Source organism: Micromonospora phaseoli (genome assembly GCF_900109115.1).
GTDB lineage: Bacteria > Actinomycetota > Actinomycetes > Mycobacteriales > Micromonosporaceae > Micromonospora > Micromonospora phaseoli.
This window is the reverse complement of the sequence record NZ_FNYV01000021.1, coordinates 14471-35318: the sequence shown is the minus strand read 5'-3', so window position 1 is coordinate 35318 and position 20848 is coordinate 14471. Positions and strand designations below refer to the sequence as shown.

Below are 20848 nucleotides of genomic sequence, written 5' to 3'. Positions count from 1 at the left end.
CTGTTCCAGCAGCGTCCGACCTCTGGTTGGGGCACGGTGGAGCAGATCACCGACCCGGAGTACTCGACCCTGGCGTTCCTGAAGGGTCTGAAGCAGGTCGACGGCTGGCAGGACATGCCGCTGACCGTGGCCGCGCAGACCGTGCAGGTGTCGGCGTACCCGGATCACTACGCCCAGTGGGAGCAGTTGGCCGCCGACCTGGTCGCGCAGCACTGGAACAGCTGACCCCGCAACATCTGACCCACATCTCGATCAGACTTTCCTCGACAGAGGGGGAGCAGGAAACCGCTGGCCGGCACCCGTACCCCGGGTGCCGGCCAGCGGCGTCTCCCCGTACACCAGGATGCTCGACCAGCGGCGGCCGTAGCTGGCTGGCCTTGTTAAGAGGGGGCCCTTCCTATACACCAGGCGTTAAGAAGGGTCCCCTCCTTGCAGCGGGTAGCGTGATCGGATGAGTTCCCCGCCGGTCGACGTCGACCTCGCCCTGGTCGGCGGGGGTGGTGCCGCCTCACTCGTGCTTGCCGCGCTGGACCGGCACGACGTACGCGACCTGCGGATCGCCGTCGTCGACCCGGTTCGCCGGCGTGGCCAGGACCGGACGTGGGCCTTCTGGGACCATCCGGGCAACGACCTGGACGACCTGCTCAGCGCCAGCTGGTCGCAGGTCGAGGTGGTCACCGCCGGCGGGCACCGCGCGCTGGAACTCGCCCCGCTGCGGTACGCGATGCTGCGCTCCGGCCCGATCTACGACCGGGCCGCCGAGGCGGAGCGACGTCTCGGCGTGACCCGGATCGCCGCCGCCGCCGACGCTCTCGACGACGACGGTGACCGGGTACTGGTGCGGACCGATGCCGACCGGCCGGTGCTGCGGGCCCGCTGGGTGCTGGACTCCCGGCCGCGACCACCGCGCCGGCCTGGGCGGACGAACTGGTTGCAGCATTTCCGGGGCTGGTGGCTGACCGCCGATCGGCCGGTCTTCGACCCGGGGCGGGCCGTCCTGATGGATTTCCGCACGCCGCAACCCGCCCGGGGGGTCTCGTTCGGCTACGTGCTGCCGGTCGACAGCCGGTACGCGTTGGTCGAGTACACCGAGTTCTCACCGGCCCTGCTCACCGGCGCGGCCTACGATCGGGCGTTGGCCGGCTACCGCGACCTGCTCGGCCTCGACCCGGCCCGCCTCACCGTCACCGAGGTCGAGAACGGCGTCATCCCGATGACCGACGGGCCGTTCGTCGCCCGCCCCTCGCCCCGGGTGGTCCGTCTCGGCACGGCCGGCGGAGCGACCCGTCCCTCGACCGGCTTCACCTTCTCCGCCATGCATCGTCAGGCCGAGCAGGTGGCCCGGGCGGTGGCCGCTGGACGGCCGCCGGTGCCGGCGTCCGCGTACCCCCGCCGGCACCGCTGGATGGACGCGGTCGCGCTGCGGGCGCTGGACCGCGACCTGGTCGGCGGCCCCGAGTTCTTCGGTCGGCTCTTCGATCGCAACCCGGCGCAGCGGGTGCTGCGGTTCCTCGACGGCGCCACCACCGTGGCCGAGGACCTGGCGGTGATGCGCTCGACCCGGCTGCGACCGATGGTCACCGCCACCTTCGCCGATGCCGCCGGTCGGCTACGCGATCGGCTCGCCCCGTCGCGGCGCCCGATCTGGACGGTGCCGCCCCCCGTCGTCGGTGCCGATCCGCCGGCTGTCGACGTCTCGGGTCACTGAGCCACGCCGTGGTCGACCTCGGACCGGTCGGTCTCGGTGGCCAGGGCCCGCAGCCGCTCTCCGTCGATCCGAAGCACGTCGATCTCGTCGACGGTGCGGGCGTGCAGCCGTCGGTAGAAGCGCAGGGCCGGATCGTTGGTGCGCAGCACCCACCATTCGAGGCGGCCACAGCCGCGCGCCAGGGCCAACCTCGCCAGGTGGGCCAGCAGTGCCCGGCCGATGCCGTCGCCGCGGTGCTCCGGCCGCACGTACAGGTCCTCCAGGTGGATGCCGGGCCGACCGAGAACGGTGCTGTAGGTCGGGTAGTAGAGCGCGAAGCCGACCGGTTCGTCGGCGACGGCGGCCACCACCGCCTCGGCGACCGGACGGGCACCGAACAGGGCGTTCGCCACGTCCGCCGGCTGCGCCGTCACCGTGCCGGGGAACTCCTCGGCCTCGGTCAGTTCGACGATGAACCGGTGCAGCACCTCGGTGTCCGCCGGTTCCGCCGAGCGGATCAGCAGCCGGTTGTCGGTAACGAGTCCACTCACTCAGCTGAACTTACCGGCCCGCCGGCCCGGCGGGTGCCCGTGGGCGGGAAGGCTTCGGTAGGTTTGCCCCCATGGTGGACGAGGCGGCCGGCCGGGTGGTGCGGATCTGGACCGACGGCGCGTGCAGCGGCAATCCCGGCCCGGGTGGCTGGGGTGCCCTGCTTCGCTACGGCTCCCATGAGCGTGAACTCTGCGGCGGTGAGGCGAGCCCGACCACCAACAACCGGATGGAGCTGACCGCCGCGATCGAGGCGCTGGAGAGCCTGACCCGGCCGGCCACGGTGGAGCTGTACACCGACAGCACGTACGTGCGTAACGGCATCACCAGTTGGCTGGCGTCCTGGAAGCGCAACGGTTGGCGGACCGCGGCCAAGCAGCCGGTGAAGAACGCCGACCTGTGGCAGCGGCTGGAGACGGCCGGCGCCCGACACCGGATCACCTGGCTGTGGGTGAAGGGACACAACGGGCACCCGGAGAACGAGCGGGCCGACGCGCTCGCCAACCAGGGGATGACCGAGGCTCGGGCAGCCACCACGTCGGCCCGCCGCTGACCGTCGGTCGGCGTCGACGACGTGCCGCTGCCGCGCTGGGCGTGCCGGCGTTGACCACCGCCACCCGTCGGCGGCGTCGCGCTTGCGCGGTGAGCGGAGAGCGCTGGGTGGGGCCGGCTGGGCGTCAGCGGTGTCGGGGGCCGCGCCGGGCGACCGGCAGGTCGGACCAGTGGGTCGGGCGGACGATCCGCGCCGGTAGGCGGGTCTGTCGGTCACCGCGGGCCGCCTCGACCTGCGACTGGTGCAGGAAGAGCGCGGCGGACAGGTCTGCACCGCGTACGTCGGCCGCGCGCAGGTCCGCGCCGGTCAGGTCGGCCCGGGCCAGGTCGACGCCGCGCAGGTCGGCCCCGACCAGCAGCGCGCCCCGCAGGTTCGCCCCACGCAGCTCGGTGCGGCGCAGGTCGCGGCCGACCAGCGCGGCACCGCGGTGGTCGGCGCCGGCGCCCCCACCGGCCAGCTCCGCGGTACGCGACAGCAGCGGGTTCACCCTTCCCCGGTACGCGTCGACGTCGAGGGTCAGCAGCGCCTGCGGGTCACCTGCGGCGAGCCGGTCGGTCTCGGCGAGCGCGGCGGACAACTGCTCGCGCAGCCCGGCCGGTGGTCGCAGCGCCAGCGCCTCGGTCAGGTACCACAGCAGCTCGTGCAGCGGACGCATGACCGCGAAGACGTCGAACATCTGCCGTGCGGTCCGCGGCGTGGAACGCCAGTCCCGCCCGCCGAAGGTGATCTGGGCGACCCGCTGACCCGCGCCGAAGCAGTCGAAGACGGTGCAGCCGGGGTAGCCACGTTCACGCAACTCCGTGTGGATGCCGCAGGCGAAGTCGGTGCGCAGGTGACGGCAGGGCTGGCCGGCGGGCTTGTCGACCGCGAAGTCGGCCGACGCGGCGAAGGCGGGGGCGACACAGCAGAGGCCGAAGCACCGGGAGCAGTCGGCCCGCAGCCCACCGCCTGCCGGCCTGTCCGTCTGCGACACCTTGCCATCCCTCCGCCGAACCATTCTGTGCAACAGGTGTATTGCCTGCGGTGACTGCCTCTGACATATTCCACCGTGGACGCTGCCAGCGACGGTCGCCAATCCCGGGTGCCGCGCTGCGGTGACGCCGTCCTGCCGGAGGGACCCTCGTGAAGCGTAGACGTCGCCATCTGCTCGTAGGTCTGGCCGTCGGTGCCCTGGTGGCGTCGACCGGTCTCGTCGGAATCCACTATGCCGGCGCCGAGGTGCCAGCACCCGTCGCGGTCGGCGGGGAGATGCCCAACGCCCTCGGCGCCCACCTGGAGCGGCTGCGCCGAGCCGTACCCGGCGACAGCGGCATGTCGCCCGACGGGCCGGGTGGCGCCGCCCAACAGGCGTTCCTGGAGCGCGCCTACCCCGCCGACGCGATCACCGTCGCCCAACAGGACCGGTCGAAGGCGGCCTACACGGCGGCCGACAAGCGGTTCAAGGGCAGCCGTCAGTGGACCAACGTCGGTCCCAGCGAGGCGCTCTACCCGTTCACCGAGTACCGCAACGCCTTCAACTACGTGCCCAACGAGTACGTCGCGGGTGGTCGGGTCACCTCCATCGACATCAGCCCGGACTGCAACAAGCTGCTCTGCCGGGCGTACGTCACCCCGGCCGGTGGTGGTGTCTGGGGCACCCTGAACATCCTTGCCGCCCAGCCCAAGTGGTTCTACCTCGGCGGCCCGCTGGGCATCAATGCCGCCGGCGCGGTGACGATCGACCGCAACGACCGGACCGGGCTGACCATCTACGTCGGCACCGGCGAGGCCAACACCTGCGGCTCCGGCTGCGTCGCCGGCGTCGGACTTTACCGGTCGTCCAACGGCGGCCTGACCTGGTCCGGCCCGCTCGGCAAGAACGTCCTCGCGGGCAAGGGCATCGGTGAGATCACCATCGCCCCCGGCGACCCGAAGACGCTCTACGTGGCCACCACCACGGCGCTGCGCGGCATGTCGAGCTCCTGCTGCACGGGCGTCACCCGGCCGGTGCCCGACGCCGAGAAGTGGGGGCTGTACAAGTCCACCAACGGCGGCAAGAGCTGGAAGTTCATCCACAACGGCTCGGCCGACGCCACGACCTGCACCGGCAGCGCCGCCGAGTACAACAACACGGCCAGTTGTTCACCACGCGGCGTCCGCCAGGTCAAGCTCGACCCGCGCAACGCCAACATCGTCTACGCCTCGTCGTACGCCCGGGGTGTGTGGCGCTCGTCGGACGCCGGTGCGACCTGGACGCAGATCAAGCCGTCGCTCAACGCCGCGGTGTTCCAGACCCGGGCGGCGATCGACGTGACCGCGCTGCCGGGCGGCAAGACCCGGATGTACGTCTACGAGGGCAACATCGGCAACCCGTACTCGCGGCTGTTCCGCAGTGACGACGTGGCCGCCGGTGGCCCCACCTTCACCGACCTGACCAGCTCCAACCCGGCCGACCCGGGCTACGCCACCTACAACCAGTGCACCGGCCAGTGCTGGTACGACGTGTTCGTGCACACTCCCCAGGGGCATCCGGACATCGTCTACACCGGCGGCTCGTACATGTACGGCGAGACGGTGGCCAACAAGCGGGCAGTCGTCCTCTCCACCGACGCGGGGGTCAGCGGCACCGACATGACCTACGACGGCACCGACGAACTGCACCCCAACGGCCTGCACCCCGACCAGCACGACCTGGTCACCAACCCACGCAACCCGTACCAGTTCTTCGAGGCCAACGACGGCGGCGTGATGCGCTCCAGCGGCCAGTTCGTCGACCGGTCGTCCTGGTGCGACAACCCGGACCGCAACCTGACCACCCAGGCACAGCGGGACCGCTGCCGGCAGATGCTGTCGAAGATTCCGTCGAAGCTGGACGGGGTGAACCACGGCATGAACACCCTGCAGTTCATCAGCCTCTCGGTCAGCCCGCACGACGCGAACCTGCTGCAGGGCGGCACCCAGGACAACGGCACCTGGGAGAACAAGGGCCAGCGCCAGCGCTGGGTCAACACGATGATCGGTGACGGTGGCGCCTCCGGCTGGGACGTCGCCCGACCCGAGTTCCGGTTCCACACCTACTACGACGTCTCGCCCGAGGTGAGCTTCGCCAAGGGCGACATCGCCAGCTGGATCTGGACCGCCGACCCGATCTACGGCCAGCCGGGCAGCCTGTTCTACGCCCCGGTGATCAGCGACCCGAAGGTCAGCGGCACCATGTTCGCCGGAACCGGCCTGTCGGCGTACCGCACCAAGACCTTCGGGCTGGGCGACCGCAGCCTGGCCGAGGCGGACCGGATCTGCAACTCCTGGACCGGCACCTACGAGGAGGACTGCGGCGACTGGGAGCCGATGGGTACCACCAACCTGACCGGCACCGGGTGGGGCGACCGGGCCGGCGGGGCCGTCTCGGTCATCCAGCGGGTCGACTCCGACAGCTCCACCGCCTGGGCGGCCACCAGCACCGGCCGGGTCTTCGTCACCCGCAACGCCGACGCCGAGCCGGCCGCCGCGGTGACCTGGACCCGGATCGACACCGCCGCCACACCGAACCGCTTCGTCACCAGCATCCACATCGACCCGGCCGACCCGTCCCGGGCGTGGATCTCCTACAGCGGTTACGGCTCCAACACCCCGACCACCCTGGGGCACGCGTTCGAGGTGAAGGCCACGGGCAGCGCGGCCACCTGGACCGACCGGTCGTACGACTTCGGTGACCAGCCGATCACCGACCTGGTCCGCGACGACGTCACCGGTGACCTGTACGCCTCCACCGACTTCGGCGTGCTGCTGCTGGGCAAGGGCAAGACCTCCTGGACCAAGGCGGCCGGCGGGATGCCGAACGTCGAGGTCGCCGGGTTGACCATCGTGCCGGGCGAGCGGATCCTGTATGCCGCTTCGCACGGTCTGGGTGCCTGGAAGCTCACCCTGAAGTAAGGAACACCACCATCGGTAACCTGTCGGTGAGGGGCCGCACCCGCGGCCCCTCACCGCTGCCCGAGCGGGCCGCCCGGCTGTGGCGTACGCTCGGCGCGGCCTTCGTCATCCTGGTATTCGTACCGCCGCTGCTGCTGCTGGTCGCAGGCTCCCTCACCGAGCCCGGACTGCCGCCCGCACCGACGCCGCAACTGGTGCCCGACCCGCTCTCCACCACCGGCTACGAGCGCGCCCTCGACCTCGGCGGACTGCTGCGCGCCTCGCTCAACTCGGTGCTGGTCGCGGTCGTCGCGGTGCCGCTGAGTGTGCTGGTCGCCTCGCTGGCCGGTTTCGCGCTGGCCCGACTGGCCCCGCGGGTCACCGCCGTCGTGGTGGCCGCCTCGCTGGTCGCGCTCATGGTGCCGGCGACCGCGCTGTTCGTGCCGCGCTTCGCGATCTTCCGCTTCCTCGGTCTGACCGACACTCTCGTACCTCTGATCGCCCCGGCGCTGCTGGGCACCTCGCCGCTCTACGTCCTGGTCTACTACCTGGCCTTCCGGGCCCTGCCGGCCGAGCTCTACGACGCCTGCCTGGTGGAGGACCTGTCGCCGCTGCGTACCTGGTGGCGGGTCGGACTGCCGCTGGTGCGTCCGGTGACCGCCGGCCTCACCGCGCTCACCTTCGTGCTGACCTGGTCGAACTTCCTCGATCCGTTGATCTACGTGTACGACCGGAACCTGTTCACCCTGCCGCTGGCGCTGCGGTCGCTGTCGCTGCTCGACCCCACCAACTTCCCTGTCTTCCTGGCCGGGGCGGTGATCGCCACCGTGCCCGCGCTGGTGGTCTTCGCCCTGGCCCAGCGGCGTTTCCTGCACCACGGCGACTGAAGCCACAGCGACTGAACCACGACGACTGATCCGAGGGATGACCATCGTGAGACCGAAACCCCTGCTCGCCCTCGCGCTCTGCGCGGCGCTGGCCGTCACCGGCTGTGGCTCCGGCAGCGGTTCGAAGGCCGGCGCCCCGGTCAAGCTGCTGGTGTTCGGCGCTCCGGAGGAGTTGGGCGCGTACCGCACGTTGATCGACGCGTACCAGACGGCCCGGCCCGGCGAGCGGGTCCAGTTGATCGAGGCCAGCGATCGCAAGGACCTGCTGGCGCGCCTGGCCACCTCGGTCGCCGGGGGAGCGCCACCGGACGTCTTCCTGATGAACTACCGCTTCTACGGTCAGTTCGCCGCCAAGGGCGTGGTCGAGCCGCTGGACGATCGGATCGCCGCCTCGTCGGTCCTCGACCCGGCCGACTACTACCCGGTGGCGATGGAGGCGTTCAGGTGGGACGGCGCCCAGCTGTGCCTGCCGCAGAACGTGTCCAGCCTCGCCGTGTACTACAACCGCACCCTGTTCACGAGGTTCGGCGTGCCCGAGCCGGTGGCCGGCTGGACCTGGAACGACCTGGTCGGCACCGCCACCCTGATGACCCGCGACGACCGGGGTCTGGTCATCAAGGGCACCGAGGCCGAGGGCGCCGCCCGGTTGCCCGCCGTGCACGGGCTCGGGGTGGAGCCGTCCATCATCCGGCTCGCCCCGCTGGTCTGGTCCAACGGCGGTGAGATCGTCGACGACCCGCAGCAGCCGACCCGGCTGGCGCTGGAGAGCCCGGAGGCCCGCGAGGCGCTGCGCAACCTGATCGACCTGCGGCTGGCGTACGGGGTGGTGCCGAGCGACGCGGAGGTGGAGGCGGAGGACGACGAGTCCCGCTTCCTCAACGGCCGACTCGCCATGCTCATGACCTCCCGTCGGGCCACCACCAACTTCCGCACGGTCACCGGCTTCGAATGGGACGTGGCGCCGCTGCCCGTCTACCGGCAGCAGGTCGGGGTGCTGCACTCCGACGCGTACTGCATGACCCGAGGGTCGAGAAACAAGGACGCCGCCTGGCGGTTCATGGAGTACGCGATGGGCGAGGAGGGGCAGCGGATCATCGCCGCGACCGGGCGTACGGTGCCCTCGCACGTCGAGGTGTCCCGCTCACCGGCGTTCCTGGACCCGGACCAGCCGCCTCGCAACTCGCAGGTCTTCCTCGACGCCATCCCCACCGTCCGGGCCCTGCCGACCGTCTCCACCTGGCCCGAGATCGAGGACCTCAGCTACGGCATCCTGGAGAACGCCGTGCACCGTGGCGACAAGCTCGACGACGTGATCCGTGAGCTGGACACCAAGAGCCGGCCGATGTTCGCTCGCGGGGAGGACGGGTGAGCGGCCTGGTCCTCGACGGTGTCAGCGCCGCGTACCGGGACACCACCGTGCTGCACGAGGTGCGGCTGACCGTCTCCCGAGGTGAACTGCTGGTGGTGCTCGGGCCGTCCGGCGCCGGCAAGTCGACGGTGCTGCGGGTGGTCGCCGGGCTGGAGCCGGTCACCGCCGGGCGGGTACACATCGCCGGCCGGGACGTCACCGAGGCGCGGCCGGGTCGGCGCAACGTGTCGATGGTCTTCCAGTCGTACGCGCTGTTCCCGCATCTGACCGTGGTGGAGAACATCGCCTTCGGGCTGGAGGTGCGCGACACCCCGCGCGGCGAGGCCCGGCAGCGGGCCCGGGCGGCGGCCGAGACGGTGGGCTGCGCCGGGCTGCTGGACCGGCGGCCGGGGCAGCTCTCCGGCGGTGAACGCCAGCGGGTGGCCCTGGCCCGGGCGCTGGTCCGGGAACCGGATGTCTTCCTGCTCGACGAGCCGCTGTCCAACCTGGACCTGGCGCTGCGCGCGGAGATGCGGGCCGAGCTGCGGGCCCTGCACGACCGGATCGGCGCGACCATGGTGCACGTCACCCACGACCAGACCGAGGCGCTGGTGCTCGCCGACCGGATCGCGGTGCTGCGTGACGGTCGGGTCGAGCAGGTCGGTACCCCGGACGAGATCTGGCGTACCCCGGCCAGCACCTTCGTGGCCCGCTTCGTCGGCTCACCGGCGATGAACCTGCTGCCGGCCGACGGCCCGCTGCGGCCTGGCGGTGAGGCGCCGACGCTGCCGGACGAGCCGCTGGAGATCGGTTTCCGTCCCGAGGCGGTCATCCTCGACGCCGCCGAGGGTACGCCCGCCACCGTCGACCGGGTCGAGGTGATCGGCGAGGACGCCTACGCCTACCTGACCCTGTCCGCCGGGCAGCCGGTGGTCGCCCGGGTACCGGCCGTCCGTCGCCCGGAGCGGGGCGCCACGGTACGCCTCGACGTGCGCTGGGCGGACACGCACCTGTTCCATGTCGCCTCCGGCCGCCGGTGTGACCCGTGAGTCGACCGGACACCCGTTCGCGGCGGCAGTTGGCGTTGATGCTGACGCCGTACCTGGTCGGTCTGCTGGTGCTGGTGCTGCTGCCGGCGCTGGTCACCCTGGGCATGGCCTTCACCGACTACGACCTGCTGCGTCCACCGTCCTGGGCCGGGCTGGACAACTTCACCGCCCTGGTCGACGACCCGATCTTCCGGGTGGCGTTGCTGAACTCGGTGGTGTTCGCGCTGGTGGCGGTGCCGTTGCGGGTGTTGCTGGCGCTGGGCCTGGCGCTGCTGCTGCACCGCCGTGCTCCCGGCGTCGGCACCGCCCGTACCGTGGCGCTGCTGCCCACCGCGGTGCCGGAGATCGCCTACGGCCTGCTCTGGCTGTGGCTGTTCAACCCGTTGTACGGGCCGATCAACCAGTTGCTGCGGGTGGGCGGTGAGCACGGGCTGACCGCGCTGGGGCGTACCCCGCCGCAGTGGCTGACGGATCCGACCAGCGCCCGCGCGGGGATCATCCTGATGAGCCTGTTCACCGTGGGGGAGACCTTCGTGGTGCTGCTGGCCGCCCGACGGGCACTGCCCCGCGACGTGTACGAGATGGCCGCCGTCGAGGACGCCACCGGATGGGACGTGTTCCGCCGGATCACCCTGCCGCTGATGGCGCCGGTGCTGGCCCTGCTGGCGGTGCGCGACGCCGTCGCCAGCCTGCACTTCACCTTCGTGCCGGCGTTCGTGGTGACCGACGGCGGCCCGCCACCGTACGCCACGACCTACCTGTCGCTGTTCGTCTACCAGACCGGCTTCGAGTATCTGCGGTACGGCTACGCGGCCGCGGCGACCCTGGTCATGATGCTCCTGACTCTCGCGGCGGTGCTGGTGCAGTGGCGCCTGATCCGTCGCTACCGCCGCTTCTACCAGCTGTGACGGCGGTGCGGGCGCAACGCAGCAGGGCGGTGCAGGTCGCCGCGGGGGTGACGGCGCCGCCGACGAGCCGCATCCGGTGCCCGGCGGCGAACTCCTCGGCCACCTGACGCAGGTACTCCGGTGAAGGAGCTGCGTACGGTGTCGGACGTAGCCGTGGATACGGCGTAGAGCGCACGCCGGTGCGCCCCCGCGCACCTACTGTTGACGGCATGAGAGGCTGGCGACGTTACCTGCTCGACGCGCTGACCGCGGTCGGGTTGACGACCCTGTTCCTGGTGGCGCACACGGCCGAGGAGCAGGAGGCGGCCGGCTCGGTGGCCCCGCTGGACCCGCGCGGCGTGACGTTGCTGATCGGCTGCGGGCTCCTCTTCGCCGGGCGCAGCCGCTGGCCCCGGGCGTACGCCGTCACCACCATGCCGATGGCTTTCGCGTACATCGCCCTCGACTACGCGCCCGGCCCGATCTACCTGGCCCCGTTCCTGGCCCTGTACGTGCTGTTGCCCGTCGTATCGCGGCGGCTGTGGCTGCCGGTCGTGGTGGTCGCCGGCGTCGGCTTCGTCACCGCGGTAGCGGGCTGGGGCGGTGGACCGGTCGGCGACACCGCTTTCGCCTCGTTGGTCTGGTTCGGCGGGGCGGGCGCCCTGGCCGTCGCCGTCTACCTGCATCAGCAGCGGATCGCCGCGATCACCGCCCGGGCCGAGACAGCCGAGCAGGAGGCGGCCCGGGGCGCCGCCGAGGAGCGGCTGCGCATGGCCCGCGAGGTTCACGACGTGGTGGCGCACAAGTTGGCCACGATCAGCCTGCAAGCCGGGGTGGCCGTGCACCTGGACCGGTCCGGTGCCGGCGGTCCGCAACGGGAGGCGTTGACCGCCATCCGCGGGCTGGCCAACGACGCGCTCGGTGAACTGCGCGCGGTGCTCGGTGCGGCACCGTCCGGGCTGCGTCCGGCCGCCGCCCTGGCGGACCTGCCTGACCTCGTCGACGCCATCCGCGCCGCCGGGCTGCCGGTCGAGGCCCAGATCGACCTTGCGGACGTCGCTACCTGGCCCGATGCCGGGCCGCCAGGTGGTGCCGCCCCGGCCGTACCCGATGTCGTCGCGCTGGCGTCGTACCGGCTCGTCCAGGAGGCGTTGACCAACGTCGCCCGGCATGCCGGGCCGGGCGCGGCGGCCCGGCTGCGGGTGTGCCGTACCGGCACCGCGCTGGAGGTGGAGGTACGCAGCCACGGCCAGGGCGGGCCGGGTGGGCTGCCCGGTGGCGGCCGTGGCCTGGTCGGCATGCGGGAGCGGGCCAGGACCCTCGGCGGAGCCTTCGCCGCCGGCCCGGAGGCGGACGGCGGCTTCCGGGTGTGGGCCCTGCTGCCGCTGGCCGTCGGCCCGGATCACGCGGTCCCCAGCCCGGGCGGCTCCAGGCCCGGGGCCGGTGGGCCGGCGGGCGGCGACCGCAGCGGGGCTGCGGCATGAGTGGCCCGATTCGGGTGGTGCTGGTCGATGACCAGACGCTGGTCCGGGCCGGGCTGCGCGCACTGCTGGCGGCCGAACCGGACATCGAGGTGGTGGGCGAGGCTGCCGACGGTACGTCCGCGGTGCAGGTGGTGCGGGCCTGCCGGCCGTCGGTGGTGTTGATGGATGTGCGGATGCCGCACCGCGACGGGCTGGCCGCCACCGCCGACATCGTCGCCGATCCGGCGCTGTCCGGTGTGCGGGTGGTCATCCTCACCACCTTCGAGTTGGACGAGTACGTGTTGCCCGCGTTGCGCGGCGGGGCCTGCGGATTCCTGCTCAAGGACGCCGAGCCGGTGGACCTGTTGCGCGGAGTGCGGTCCGCGGCGCGCGGCGAGGCACTGCTCGCGCCGAGCGTCGCCGCGCGGCTGATCCGGGCCTTCGCGGCCACCCCCGGTGGGCCGTCGACCGGGGACCGCAACGCCGAGTTGGCCCGGCTGACCGACCGAGAACGGGAGGTCGTAGCCCTGGCCGGGTGTGGGATGTCCAACGAGGACATCGCCGCACACCTGGTGATCAGCCCGGCGACCGCGCGTACCCACGTCTCCCGCGCGATGATCAAGTTGGCTGCCCGGGACCGCGCCCAACTGGTGGTCTTCGCCTACGAGGCCGGTCTGGTAATGCCGGGCCGCCGCGCGCTGTAGCCAACCGAGCCGGGGTACGGCGGTCGACGCAGCCGAGATGCCGCCCACCGACGGATGGCAGGCCGGCCCGGGCCGACCAGGATGGCCAGCGGTGCCGGTCGACCCAGCACCGCCGCCGATCCGTTGGAGAGCCGATGCTGCCCAGCCTCGCCCGTTTCTGCCACCGACGCCGCTGGACGGTGCTGACCGTCTGGCTGTTGATCCTGGCCGGCTGCGCCGCCGTCGCGACAGTGGCCCGGCCGACGTTCAGCGAGAGCGGCCCGGTGCCCGGATCGCCTACGGCGACGGCCGCGCAGGTGTTGCAGCGCGCCGGACTGTCCGCGTACGGCGGGGAGCAGGCGCTCCTGGTGGTCGCGGCCGAGGCCGGGGTGGGTGACCCGCGGGTGCGCCGCACGGTGCAGGACCTGCTGGCGCAGGTCGACCGGCAGGTGCCGGACGTGGCGGTGGCCGGCCCGTACGACGACGACGGCGGACACCGCATCGCGCCGGACGGCACGGTGGCGTACGCCGAGATCTCGTTCGCCGAACGGTCGACCGACGATCTGGAGCGTGACGCCGCAGTGATCCGGGCGGCGGCGCGGGAAGCCGCCACCGTCGCCGACCCGGTCCTGGGGCTGCAGGTCGAGGTTGGCGGCGGCGAGCACCTGGCCGAGGAGGGCGACTTCAGCACCGAGGCGGTCGGCCTACTCGCCGCGGTGGTGATCCTGCTGGTCGCGTTCGGCTCGGTGCTGGCGATGCTGTTGCCGATCGGCACCGCGCTGTTCGGTGTCGGCACCGGCGTGAGCCTGGTGTTGGCGCTGGCGCTGTGGGTGACCATGCCGGCGTTCGTGATCCCGGCGACCACCATGGTGGCGATCGGCATCGGCATCGACTATGCCCTGTTCATCGTGACCCGTTACCGGGAAGGGCTACGCGCCGGCCTGGATCCGACCGCCGCGACGGTCGCGGCGATGGGTACGGCCGGGCGGGCGGTTTTCGTGGCGGGGCTGACCGTGGTGACTTCCCTGGCCGGTCTGCTGCTGTTCGACCTAGCGGTGGTGCGCTCCCTGGCGATCGGGCTGGCCACCGGGGTGCTCGCCGTGCTCGCGGCCACCGCGACGCTGTTGCCTGCGCTGCTCGGCATCGTCGGCCGGCACGTCGACCGGCTCCGGCTGCCCTACACCCGGACCGCCGACGACGGGCCCGCCCAGGAGGTCGATCTGGCGCGTGCGGGCGATCCGGTGCGGGGTGGGCGGTGGAGCCGGTACGCCGGCGCGGTGCAGCGCCGGCCGGTGCTCGCCGTGGCCGGCAGCCTGGCGGTGCTCGCCCTGCTCAGCGCCCCGGTGTTGGACCTGCGTCTGGGCTTCGCCGATGCCGGCAATCGGTCCACCGAGGACACCACGCGGCGGGCCTTCGATCTGATCGCGCAGGGATTCGGGCCGGGCGCCAACGGTCCGCTGCTGCTGGTCGCCGACAGTCCGGGCAACGCCGCCGGCGTGCTGACCGGGCTGGCCGACCGGCTGGCCGACGACCCCCACGTGGCGGTGGTGTCCCCGGTCCTGCCGGCAGCTGGGGGCGACGTGGCGCTGCTCACCGTGCAGCCGGCCACCGGCCCGCAGGACGAACGCACCGCCGACCTGGTGCACCGGCTGCGTGACACGGTGATCCCGGGCGGCACCACGGCGACCGTGTACGTCACCGGCCCGACCGCCGCCGTGGTGGACTTCGCCGACTACACCCGGGCCCGCCTGCCAGTCATGGTGGGTGCCGTACTGCTGCTGTCCTTCCTGCTGCTCACGGTGCTGTTGCGGGCTCCGCTCGTGGCGCTCAAGGCGGTGCTGGTCAACCTGCTGTCGATCGGTGCGGCGTACGGACTGATTGTCGCGGTTTTCCAGTGGGGCTGGGGGCTGGGGCTGATCGGCCGGGAGGGCACCGGCCCGGTGGAGGCGTGGGTGCCAATGACCATGTTCGTGTTGATCTTCGGGCTGTCCATGGACTACGAGGTGTTCCTGCTGTCCCGGGTACGCGAGGAGTACCGTCGCACCGGCGACAACTCGCTCGCGGTGCGGCACGGTCTGGCCGCGACCGCGCGGGTCATCACCGCCGCGGCTGCCATCATGATCGTGGTGTTCGGCGGGTTCGCCTTCGGTGACGATCCGAGCCTGCAGGTGATGGGGCTCGGTCTGGCCGCCGGCATCCTCATCGACGCCACCCTGGTCCGCCTGGTGCTGGTGCCGGCCACCATGCAACTACTCGGCGAGCGCAACTGGTGGCAGCCGGGCTGGCTGGCGCGCGTGCTGCCGGCCAGGCATCGGTGACGGGGAGGCGGGTTCAGTGCGCGCCCAGCCGGGCCAGCGGCTCGACCAGCTCGCGCTCCTCGTAGGACAGGTGCGACAGCAGCGTGTCGCTGAGCAGGTCGACCGCGGCCCGCAGCTCGGCCATCCCGTCCGAGGTGGCGACGAAGGCGACCAGCGCGCGGTCGACGCCTTCCAGTACGTCGTGGATCGCGTGGTGCTCCTCCTCGAGCCGGTCGATGACCGGATCGAGTCGCGGGTCGGCCCGGCGCAGGTGTGGGAAGAGCGAGCGGTCCTCGATGGTGTGGTGGGTGGTCACCACCCGGCAGTACGACTCGCAGTAGGTGCCGAGCGTCCACTTGTTCTGCCGCATGGTCATCGTGTTGATGTGCGACCGGGCGCTACCGACGTCGATCAGACCGGCGGCGACCTGTTCGATCAAATCGTGGATCTGGGCCAGTTCGGCGCGCAGCCCGTCGTGCACGTCGATCAGGTGCTGCGCGCCGGCCTGCTCGTGTGCGGTGTAGGCGCGTTCCGGGTCCGGTGCCGGCCCGGTCGGTCGGGCCGACTCGTCCCACACCCGCACGTCGCTGCGGCGTACGCCGTCGTCGGGTGTCGGTACCACGGTGAACGGCGCGGCACCGACGGCGCTCCGGCGGGCCGGCTGCGCCACGCTGGTGGCGGCCTGCCCGGTGGCGGTCTGCCCGGTGGTGGTCTGCCCGGTGGTGGTCGAGCCCGTGGTGCGTTCGGCGGCGACCAGCTCCCTTGCGGCCGGCGCCACCTCGGCGGCGAACCGTCGCAGGTCGTCCGGGTTGTCGCTGCCGAGGATGAAGGTGCTGACCCCCTCGGTCAGGGCGAGGTCGGCGAGCTCCTCGGCCCACTGCTCGGCCGGGCCGTCCAGTTGGCCGCGGCCGACCGTCGTGAACCGCCCGTTGATGTTGAGCAGCCGGAGTACGTCGGACGGGGAGCGGCCAGCGTCCTCGGCGGACTCGTCGATGATCGCGTTTCCCCTGGTCAGGTCGCCGGGCTGGAGGTATGCCAGCGAGGGCAGCCAGCCATCCGCCCGGCGGCCGGTCAGGGCGAGCATGCGTGGCTTGTAGGCGCCGAGCCAGATGCCCACGTCGTGGGCGGGCGCCGGCCCGCGCTTGGCGCCGAGCGCCCGGTGGAACTCACCGTCGACCCGGACGCCGCCTCGGGCGTCGGCGTCCCAGATCTGTCGGATGATCTCGATCGCCTCCGCCAGCGCCTGTACGCCCTGCCCGGGGGAGAGCCGCCGGCCACCCATCGCCTCGATGGCGTCCCAGAACGCGCCGGCGCCGAGGCCGAGCTCCACCCGGCCGGCGCTGAGCAGGTCGAGGCTGGCCACGGCCCGGGCGAGCACGGCGGGTGGGCGCAGCGGCAGGTTCGTGACGTTCGCCGACAGACGTACGCGTTCGGTCCGAGCGGCCACGTAGCTGAGCAGCGTCCAGGTGTCCAGGAAGGCCGGCTGGTACGGGTGGTCCTGGAACGTGACCAGGTCGAGTCCGACCTGCTCGGAGAGCATGGCCAGGCGGACCGGCTGCATGGGGTCGGCGTTGCCCGGGGTCAGGAACGACCCGAAGGTCAGTGGGTGCCCGTAGTCGCTCATCTCGGTGTTCCTCCCGGTCGCTCGGCGGCGATCAGCCACCGGGGCAATGTTATTGCCTGTAGAATATCTAGCCACAATAAAGTCTGTGATCTGCGATAACCTGGCAGGATGACCGGCGCGCAGGCCAGCGACCCCCGTCCCGACCCGATCACCGACGACCTCGGGTGGATGCTCGGTGTCGTCTTCCGCGCCTACGTCCGCGCCGCCGATCATGCCGTCGGCGACCTGCCCGGCGGGCCACGCGGCTACCAGGTGCTCACCGCCGCCGACCGCCGGCCCGCCCGCAACCAGGGCGCGATCGCCGAGGAACTGGGGATCGACCGCACCGTGCTGACGTACCTGATCGACGACCTGGAGCGCGGCGGGCTGGTGCGCCGCCGGCCCGACCCGACGGACCGGCGCAGCCGCCTGGTGACCCTCACCGACGCCGGCCACGAGGCCGCGCGGCACCGGCGGGCGGCGCTACGGGCGGTGGAGTCGCGCCTGCTGCAGACGTTGCCACCCGAGCAGGCCGCGACGCTGCGGGCGCTGCTGCAACAGGTGGCCGGCGCGGCGCAGGCGGTCGATCCCCTCACCGACCTGTGCCAGGTGGTCGAGGAGACGGTGGAGCGGGCACCGACCGGCCGGGGCCCTCGCCGCCGGCCCGCCGACGCCTGACGCCGACCAACTCACCGGACAACGGCGGCGCGCCGGACCACGTACGGTCCCACGCATGCGGATCACGAAGTACACGCATTCCTGCGTACGGATCGAACACGACGGCGGCGTCCTCGTGCTCGATCCGGGCACCTGGAGCGAGCCGCGCGCCCTGGCCGGCGCGGACGCCGTCCTGGTCAGTCACGAACACACCGATCACATCGACGTGCTGCGGCTGGCCGGCCTCGGCGTGCCGGTCTTCGTGCCGGAGGGCGCCGTCCTGCCGGACCTGGCGCCGCTGCCGGTGACCCGGGTTCGGGCGGGGGAGCGGTTCACCGCCGCGGGCCTCGACGTCACCGCGGTCGGCGGGCGGCACGCCACCATCCACGACGGGCAGCCCGGCTGCGTCAATCTCGGATACCTCGTCGCCGACGAGGTCTACCACCCGGGCGACTCGCTGCACCCGCCGGGCCGACCGGTGCGGACCCTGCTGGTGCCGGCGCAGGCGTCCTGGCTCAAGCTGACCGAGGCGATCGACTTCGCCACCGGCATCGCCGCGCCGGAGGTCTTCCCGATCCACGACGCCCAGCTCAACGAGCGTGGCCTGGCCAGCGTCAACGGCTGGTTCGGCGAGACCGTCCCCGGCTACCGCTACCTCGCCCCCGGGCAGACCGCCTGACCGGTTCCGCGGTCACGCCTGGAATCGCGGCCGCAGTGGCGTCAGCATGCCGACCCGGCTATCGACGCCCCAGCCCTGCCGCAGCCCGGCGGCGAGTGTGTCCAGTAGGCGCGGCACGCCCTGCGCGGCCGAGTCGTGCACCGCCTCGACCACCACCAGGACGGTGGAGGTGTCGTCGCGCACCGCCGACCAGCCGCTCTGCCGGTTGGTCCAACGCCGGGCGTGCGCGCGTCCCTGCGGATCGGCGAAGATCACCTCACCGGGTTCGGGTCGCTCCTCGACACCGCCGAAGGTCAGATAGCGCTCGTCGCCGCGGGCGTGCCGCACCTCGATGCCGCCGCCGCTGCGGTCGACGTCGAGGATCCCGACCGGGATGGCGTACGCGGCCGAGACGGCGTTGCCGAGGTCGACCAGCGGGTGCACCCGGGGTAGGTCGCCGCTGGTCCGCATCCGCCGCAGCAGCGACTCCGACGCGCAGCGGTACCGGGTGGGGGCCAGCCCCATCCGGGCGAACGCCCGCCGCCACGCCTGGATCTCCGGAAAGCCCGCCTCGGTACCCACGGCCAGCCGTTGCCGGGCCGACCCGAGCAGCTCGGCCAGCGGCAGCTCGCTTCGGGGCTCACCGGCGAGGTTCTCGGCGTACAGGACGCCGGCGACGAGCGAGGGGTGCTCCGCCCACACCTGGGACGAGTGCTCGAAGTACATGCTCGACTCCCCTCGACTCAGGCTTCGGCGCGGGCCAGCAGCAGCCCGAGCCCCAGGAACGATCCGGCGAAGCACCGGCGCCGCCAGTCGGCCACCCGGAGGCGGCCCAGCACGCGTCGGCGTACGGCCGCGGCACCGAGCCCGTAGCCGGCGAACACCACCGGCGTGGTCGCCGTGAAGATCGCGCCCAGCCCGAGCATCCGGCCCGGGGCACCGGGGGCGCCGGGGTGGAGCGTGGTCAGAAGGTAAGCGAGGGTCACGAGGTCAACTCCCGGGTCCGGTGGCGGTTCACCCCCACCCTGCCGCCAGAATGGTCCGATGAGCAGTGCCAAACCCGCGTCGCCGGACAGGTCCATAACTGGAAACCTCGGCACGTCCCGCGTGTCGGCGGCTCCGCTGCTCAACGTCGGGTCGGACTTCCTGCACCTCGACATCGGTCAGGCACCGGCGGGTGGGCGGGCCGCCTGGCTCGCCGATCGGCTGCGTCTGGCGATCGCCGATGGCGCGGTGCCGGTCGGCTCCCGACTGCCCGCGACCCGGGTACTCGCCGCCGATCTGGGGGTCTCGCGGGGCGTGGTGGTCGAGGCGTACCAGCGGCTGATGGAGGACGGGCACGTCGCCGGCCGGGGCCGCGGCGGCACCGTGGTCGTCGCCCTCCCCGTGGCGGCGGCAACCACGGTCGTCCCGGCCGACGTCGTGACCGCCCCGGATCCGGCCGGCCTGTTCGCGTCGGTGCCCGGCCCGGACATCTTCGACGCGGTACGCACCATCGGAGCGCGGATCGACCTGACGCCCGGCGTACCCGACCTGGCGGCGTTTCCCCGCACGGACTGGCTGCGCGCCGAGCGGGCCGTGCTGGGGCGGCTGGCGGCCTCGGATCTCGGCTACGGCGACCCGCGGGGGACGCCGACGTTGCGCCGGGCCGTCGCCGGGTGGTTGGCCCGTAACCGGGGAATCAGCGTCGACCCGGCCGAGGTGATCATCACGACGGGGGTGTCGCAGGCGCTCGGCCTGCTCGCCCAGGCGCTGCTCGAGGAGGGCGTCACCGCCCTCGGCGTGGAGGAGCCCGGTTCGCTCGGCGTCCGCCAGCATCTCGACAACTGGCGGCTCGACACCGTGCCGATCCCGGTGGACGCCGCAGGTGTGCGGGTGGACGAGTTGACGGCCAGCGAGGTGTCGGTCGTCATGCTCACCCCGGCGCACCAGTTCCCGACCGGTGTGGTGCTCGACGGCGAGCGGCGTCGACAGCTCGCCGACTGGGCCCGGGCCGGTGGCCTGGTCATCGAGGACGACTACGACGCCGAACACCGCTACGACCGGCCACCGGTTCCCGCGCTGCGGGCGACCATGTCCGAGCAGGTCTGCTACACCGGCAGCGTGTCGAAGCTGCTCGCCCCGGGGCTGCGGATCGGTTGGCTGCTGGTACCGCACCGGTACCGGGAGGCGGTGGTGGCCGCCAAACGCAACGCCGACCTGGGCAACGCCGTCCTGCCACAACTGGTCCTCGCCGAGCTGATCACCTCCGGGGCGCTGGAACGGCAACTGCGGCAGCTGCGCCGACGGCACGTGCGCCGCCGGGACGCGATGACCGCCGCACTGGCGCGGCACCTGCCCGGCGCCACCGTGCACGGCGCGGCGGCCGGGCTGCACCTGACGGTCACTCTCGACGACGACGTGAGCGACACCGAGCTGGCGGCGGCGGCGCTGGCCCGAGGGGTGAAGGTGCAGCCGCTGTCCTGGCACTGTCAACGGCCACACCAGCCGGGCCTGGTGCTGGGCTATGCGGCCAACTCGGCCTCGGCCATGGACGAGGGCATCGCGCTCGTCGCCGCCGCTGCCACCGCGCTGCGTCGCAACCAGGAATGAGCGGCGTCGAGGCTGTTCAGGGACGAGAGGATGCCGGATCGGGC

The 20848-nt window shown here is 72.4% G+C and carries 18 protein-coding genes and 1 pseudogene; 14 read left to right on the top strand and 5 right to left on the bottom strand.

The annotated features are described in order from the left end of the window. Both BMY89_RS29160 and BMY89_RS29155 read left to right on the top strand, forming a co-directional pair. Positions 1 to 225 (top strand): annotated as a pseudogene (locus BMY89_RS29160) (hypothetical protein); the annotation flags it as partial. Positions 226 to 451: 226 nt separating this feature from the next. Further along, positions 452 to 1708 carry a lycopene cyclase family protein gene (locus BMY89_RS29155; protein ID WP_092383643.1) on the top strand — a complete coding sequence of 419 codons (1257 nt, stop codon included), beginning with the start codon at positions 452 to 454 and terminating at the stop codon, positions 1706 to 1708. On the opposite strand, the gene BMY89_RS29150 is transcribed toward BMY89_RS29155, so the two are convergent. After that, complete coding sequence (locus tag BMY89_RS29150; RefSeq protein ID WP_198414179.1) at positions 1702 to 2238, bottom strand: GNAT family N-acetyltransferase; 537 nt, start codon at positions 2236 to 2238, stop codon at positions 1702 to 1704. The genes BMY89_RS29155 and BMY89_RS29150 overlap by 7 nt on opposite strands. A gap of 71 nt (positions 2239 to 2309) precedes the next feature. On the opposite strand from BMY89_RS29150, the gene rnhA reads away from it, so the two are divergent. Further along, a complete protein-coding gene (rnhA, locus tag BMY89_RS29145; protein WP_092383641.1) occupies positions 2310 to 2789 on the top strand; it encodes a ribonuclease HI in 480 nt (159 codons plus the stop codon). A 124-nt stretch (positions 2790 to 2913) separates the two neighbouring features. Here the strand turns inward: rnhA and BMY89_RS29140 are convergent, their stop codons facing one another. Next, positions 2914 to 3762 carry a pentapeptide repeat-containing protein gene (locus tag BMY89_RS29140; protein WP_307818770.1) on the bottom strand — a complete coding sequence of 283 codons (849 nt, stop codon included), beginning with the start codon at positions 3760 to 3762 and terminating at the stop codon, positions 2914 to 2916. Between the two features lie 149 nt (positions 3763 to 3911). On the opposite strand from BMY89_RS29140, the gene BMY89_RS29135 reads away from it, so the two are divergent. The 8 genes from BMY89_RS29135 (at position 3912) to BMY89_RS29095 (ending at position 15315) form a co-directional block, all read left to right on the top strand. Next, positions 3912 to 6701 (top strand): beta propeller repeat protein, encoded by a 2790-nt coding sequence (locus tag BMY89_RS29135; RefSeq protein ID WP_092383637.1) that lies wholly within the window; start codon positions 3912 to 3914, stop codon positions 6699 to 6701. A gap of 26 nt (positions 6702 to 6727) precedes the next feature. Beyond that, positions 6728 to 7567: a carbohydrate ABC transporter permease gene (locus tag BMY89_RS29130; protein WP_092383635.1), complete on the top strand. Its 840-nt coding sequence runs from the start codon at positions 6728 to 6730 to the stop codon at positions 7565 to 7567. Between the two features lie 43 nt (positions 7568 to 7610). Then, positions 7611 to 8936 carry an ABC transporter substrate-binding protein gene (locus BMY89_RS29125; protein ID WP_092383647.1) on the top strand — a complete coding sequence of 442 codons (1326 nt, stop codon included), beginning with the start codon at positions 7611 to 7613 and terminating at the stop codon, positions 8934 to 8936. Then, positions 8933 to 9964 (top strand): ABC transporter ATP-binding protein, encoded by a 1032-nt coding sequence (locus tag BMY89_RS29120; protein ID WP_092383633.1) that lies wholly within the window; start codon positions 8933 to 8935, stop codon positions 9962 to 9964. The genes BMY89_RS29125 and BMY89_RS29120 overlap by 4 nt, the downstream gene beginning before the upstream one ends. Positions 9965 to 10002: 38 nt before the next feature. After that, a complete protein-coding gene (locus BMY89_RS29115) occupies positions 10003 to 10872 on the top strand; it encodes a carbohydrate ABC transporter permease (protein ID WP_092383631.1) in 870 nt (289 codons plus the stop codon). A gap of 209 nt (positions 10873 to 11081) precedes the next feature. Then, the gene (locus tag BMY89_RS29105; RefSeq protein WP_092383629.1) at positions 11082 to 12335 is read left to right on the top strand and encodes a sensor histidine kinase; all 1254 of its coding nucleotides are present in this window, start codon (positions 11082 to 11084) and stop codon (positions 12333 to 12335) included. Next, entirely contained in the window at positions 12332 to 13018 is a 687-nt protein-coding gene (locus BMY89_RS29100) for a response regulator (protein WP_092383627.1), read from the top strand. The genes BMY89_RS29105 and BMY89_RS29100 overlap by 4 nt, the downstream gene beginning before the upstream one ends. Before the next feature lie 134 nt (positions 13019 to 13152). After that, a complete protein-coding gene (locus tag BMY89_RS29095) occupies positions 13153 to 15315 on the top strand; it encodes an MMPL family transporter (protein ID WP_092383625.1) in 2163 nt (720 codons plus the stop codon). Between the two features lie 13 nt (positions 15316 to 15328). Here BMY89_RS29095 and BMY89_RS29090 read toward each other — a convergent pair whose 3' ends face one another. Further along, entirely contained in the window at positions 15329 to 16918 is a 1590-nt protein-coding gene (locus BMY89_RS29090) for an LLM class flavin-dependent oxidoreductase (protein WP_092383623.1), read from the bottom strand. Between the two features lie 108 nt (positions 16919 to 17026). Between BMY89_RS29090 and BMY89_RS29085 the strand changes: the two genes are divergently transcribed. Together BMY89_RS29085 and BMY89_RS29080 are read left to right on the top strand one after the other, a co-directional pair. Continuing rightward, positions 17027 to 17575 carry a MarR family winged helix-turn-helix transcriptional regulator gene (locus BMY89_RS29085; RefSeq protein ID WP_092383621.1) on the top strand — a complete coding sequence of 183 codons (549 nt, stop codon included), beginning with the start codon at positions 17027 to 17029 and terminating at the stop codon, positions 17573 to 17575. Between the two features lie 55 nt (positions 17576 to 17630). Beyond that, complete coding sequence (locus BMY89_RS29080; RefSeq protein WP_092383619.1) at positions 17631 to 18233, top strand: MBL fold metallo-hydrolase; 603 nt, start codon at positions 17631 to 17633, stop codon at positions 18231 to 18233. Positions 18234 to 18245: 12 nt separating this feature from the next. Here BMY89_RS29080 and BMY89_RS29075 read toward each other — a convergent pair whose 3' ends face one another. Further along, positions 18246 to 18938, bottom strand: a complete 693-nt coding sequence (locus BMY89_RS29075) for a B3/B4 domain-containing protein (RefSeq protein WP_092383617.1) — start codon at positions 18936 to 18938, stop codon at positions 18246 to 18248. Positions 18939 to 18955: 17 nt separating this feature from the next. Then, on the bottom strand, positions 18956 to 19198 hold the full coding sequence (locus BMY89_RS29070; protein WP_092383615.1) for a hypothetical protein: 243 nt from the start codon (positions 19196 to 19198) through the stop codon (positions 18956 to 18958). Between the two features lie 58 nt (positions 19199 to 19256). Here BMY89_RS29070 and pdxR point away from each other — a divergent pair, with 58 nt between their 5' ends. Continuing rightward, positions 19257 to 20804, top strand: coding sequence for a MocR-like pyridoxine biosynthesis transcription factor PdxR (pdxR, locus tag BMY89_RS29065; protein ID WP_092383613.1), 1548 nt, complete (start codon positions 19257 to 19259; stop codon positions 20802 to 20804). Positions 20805 to 20848 lie beyond the last annotated feature (44 nt).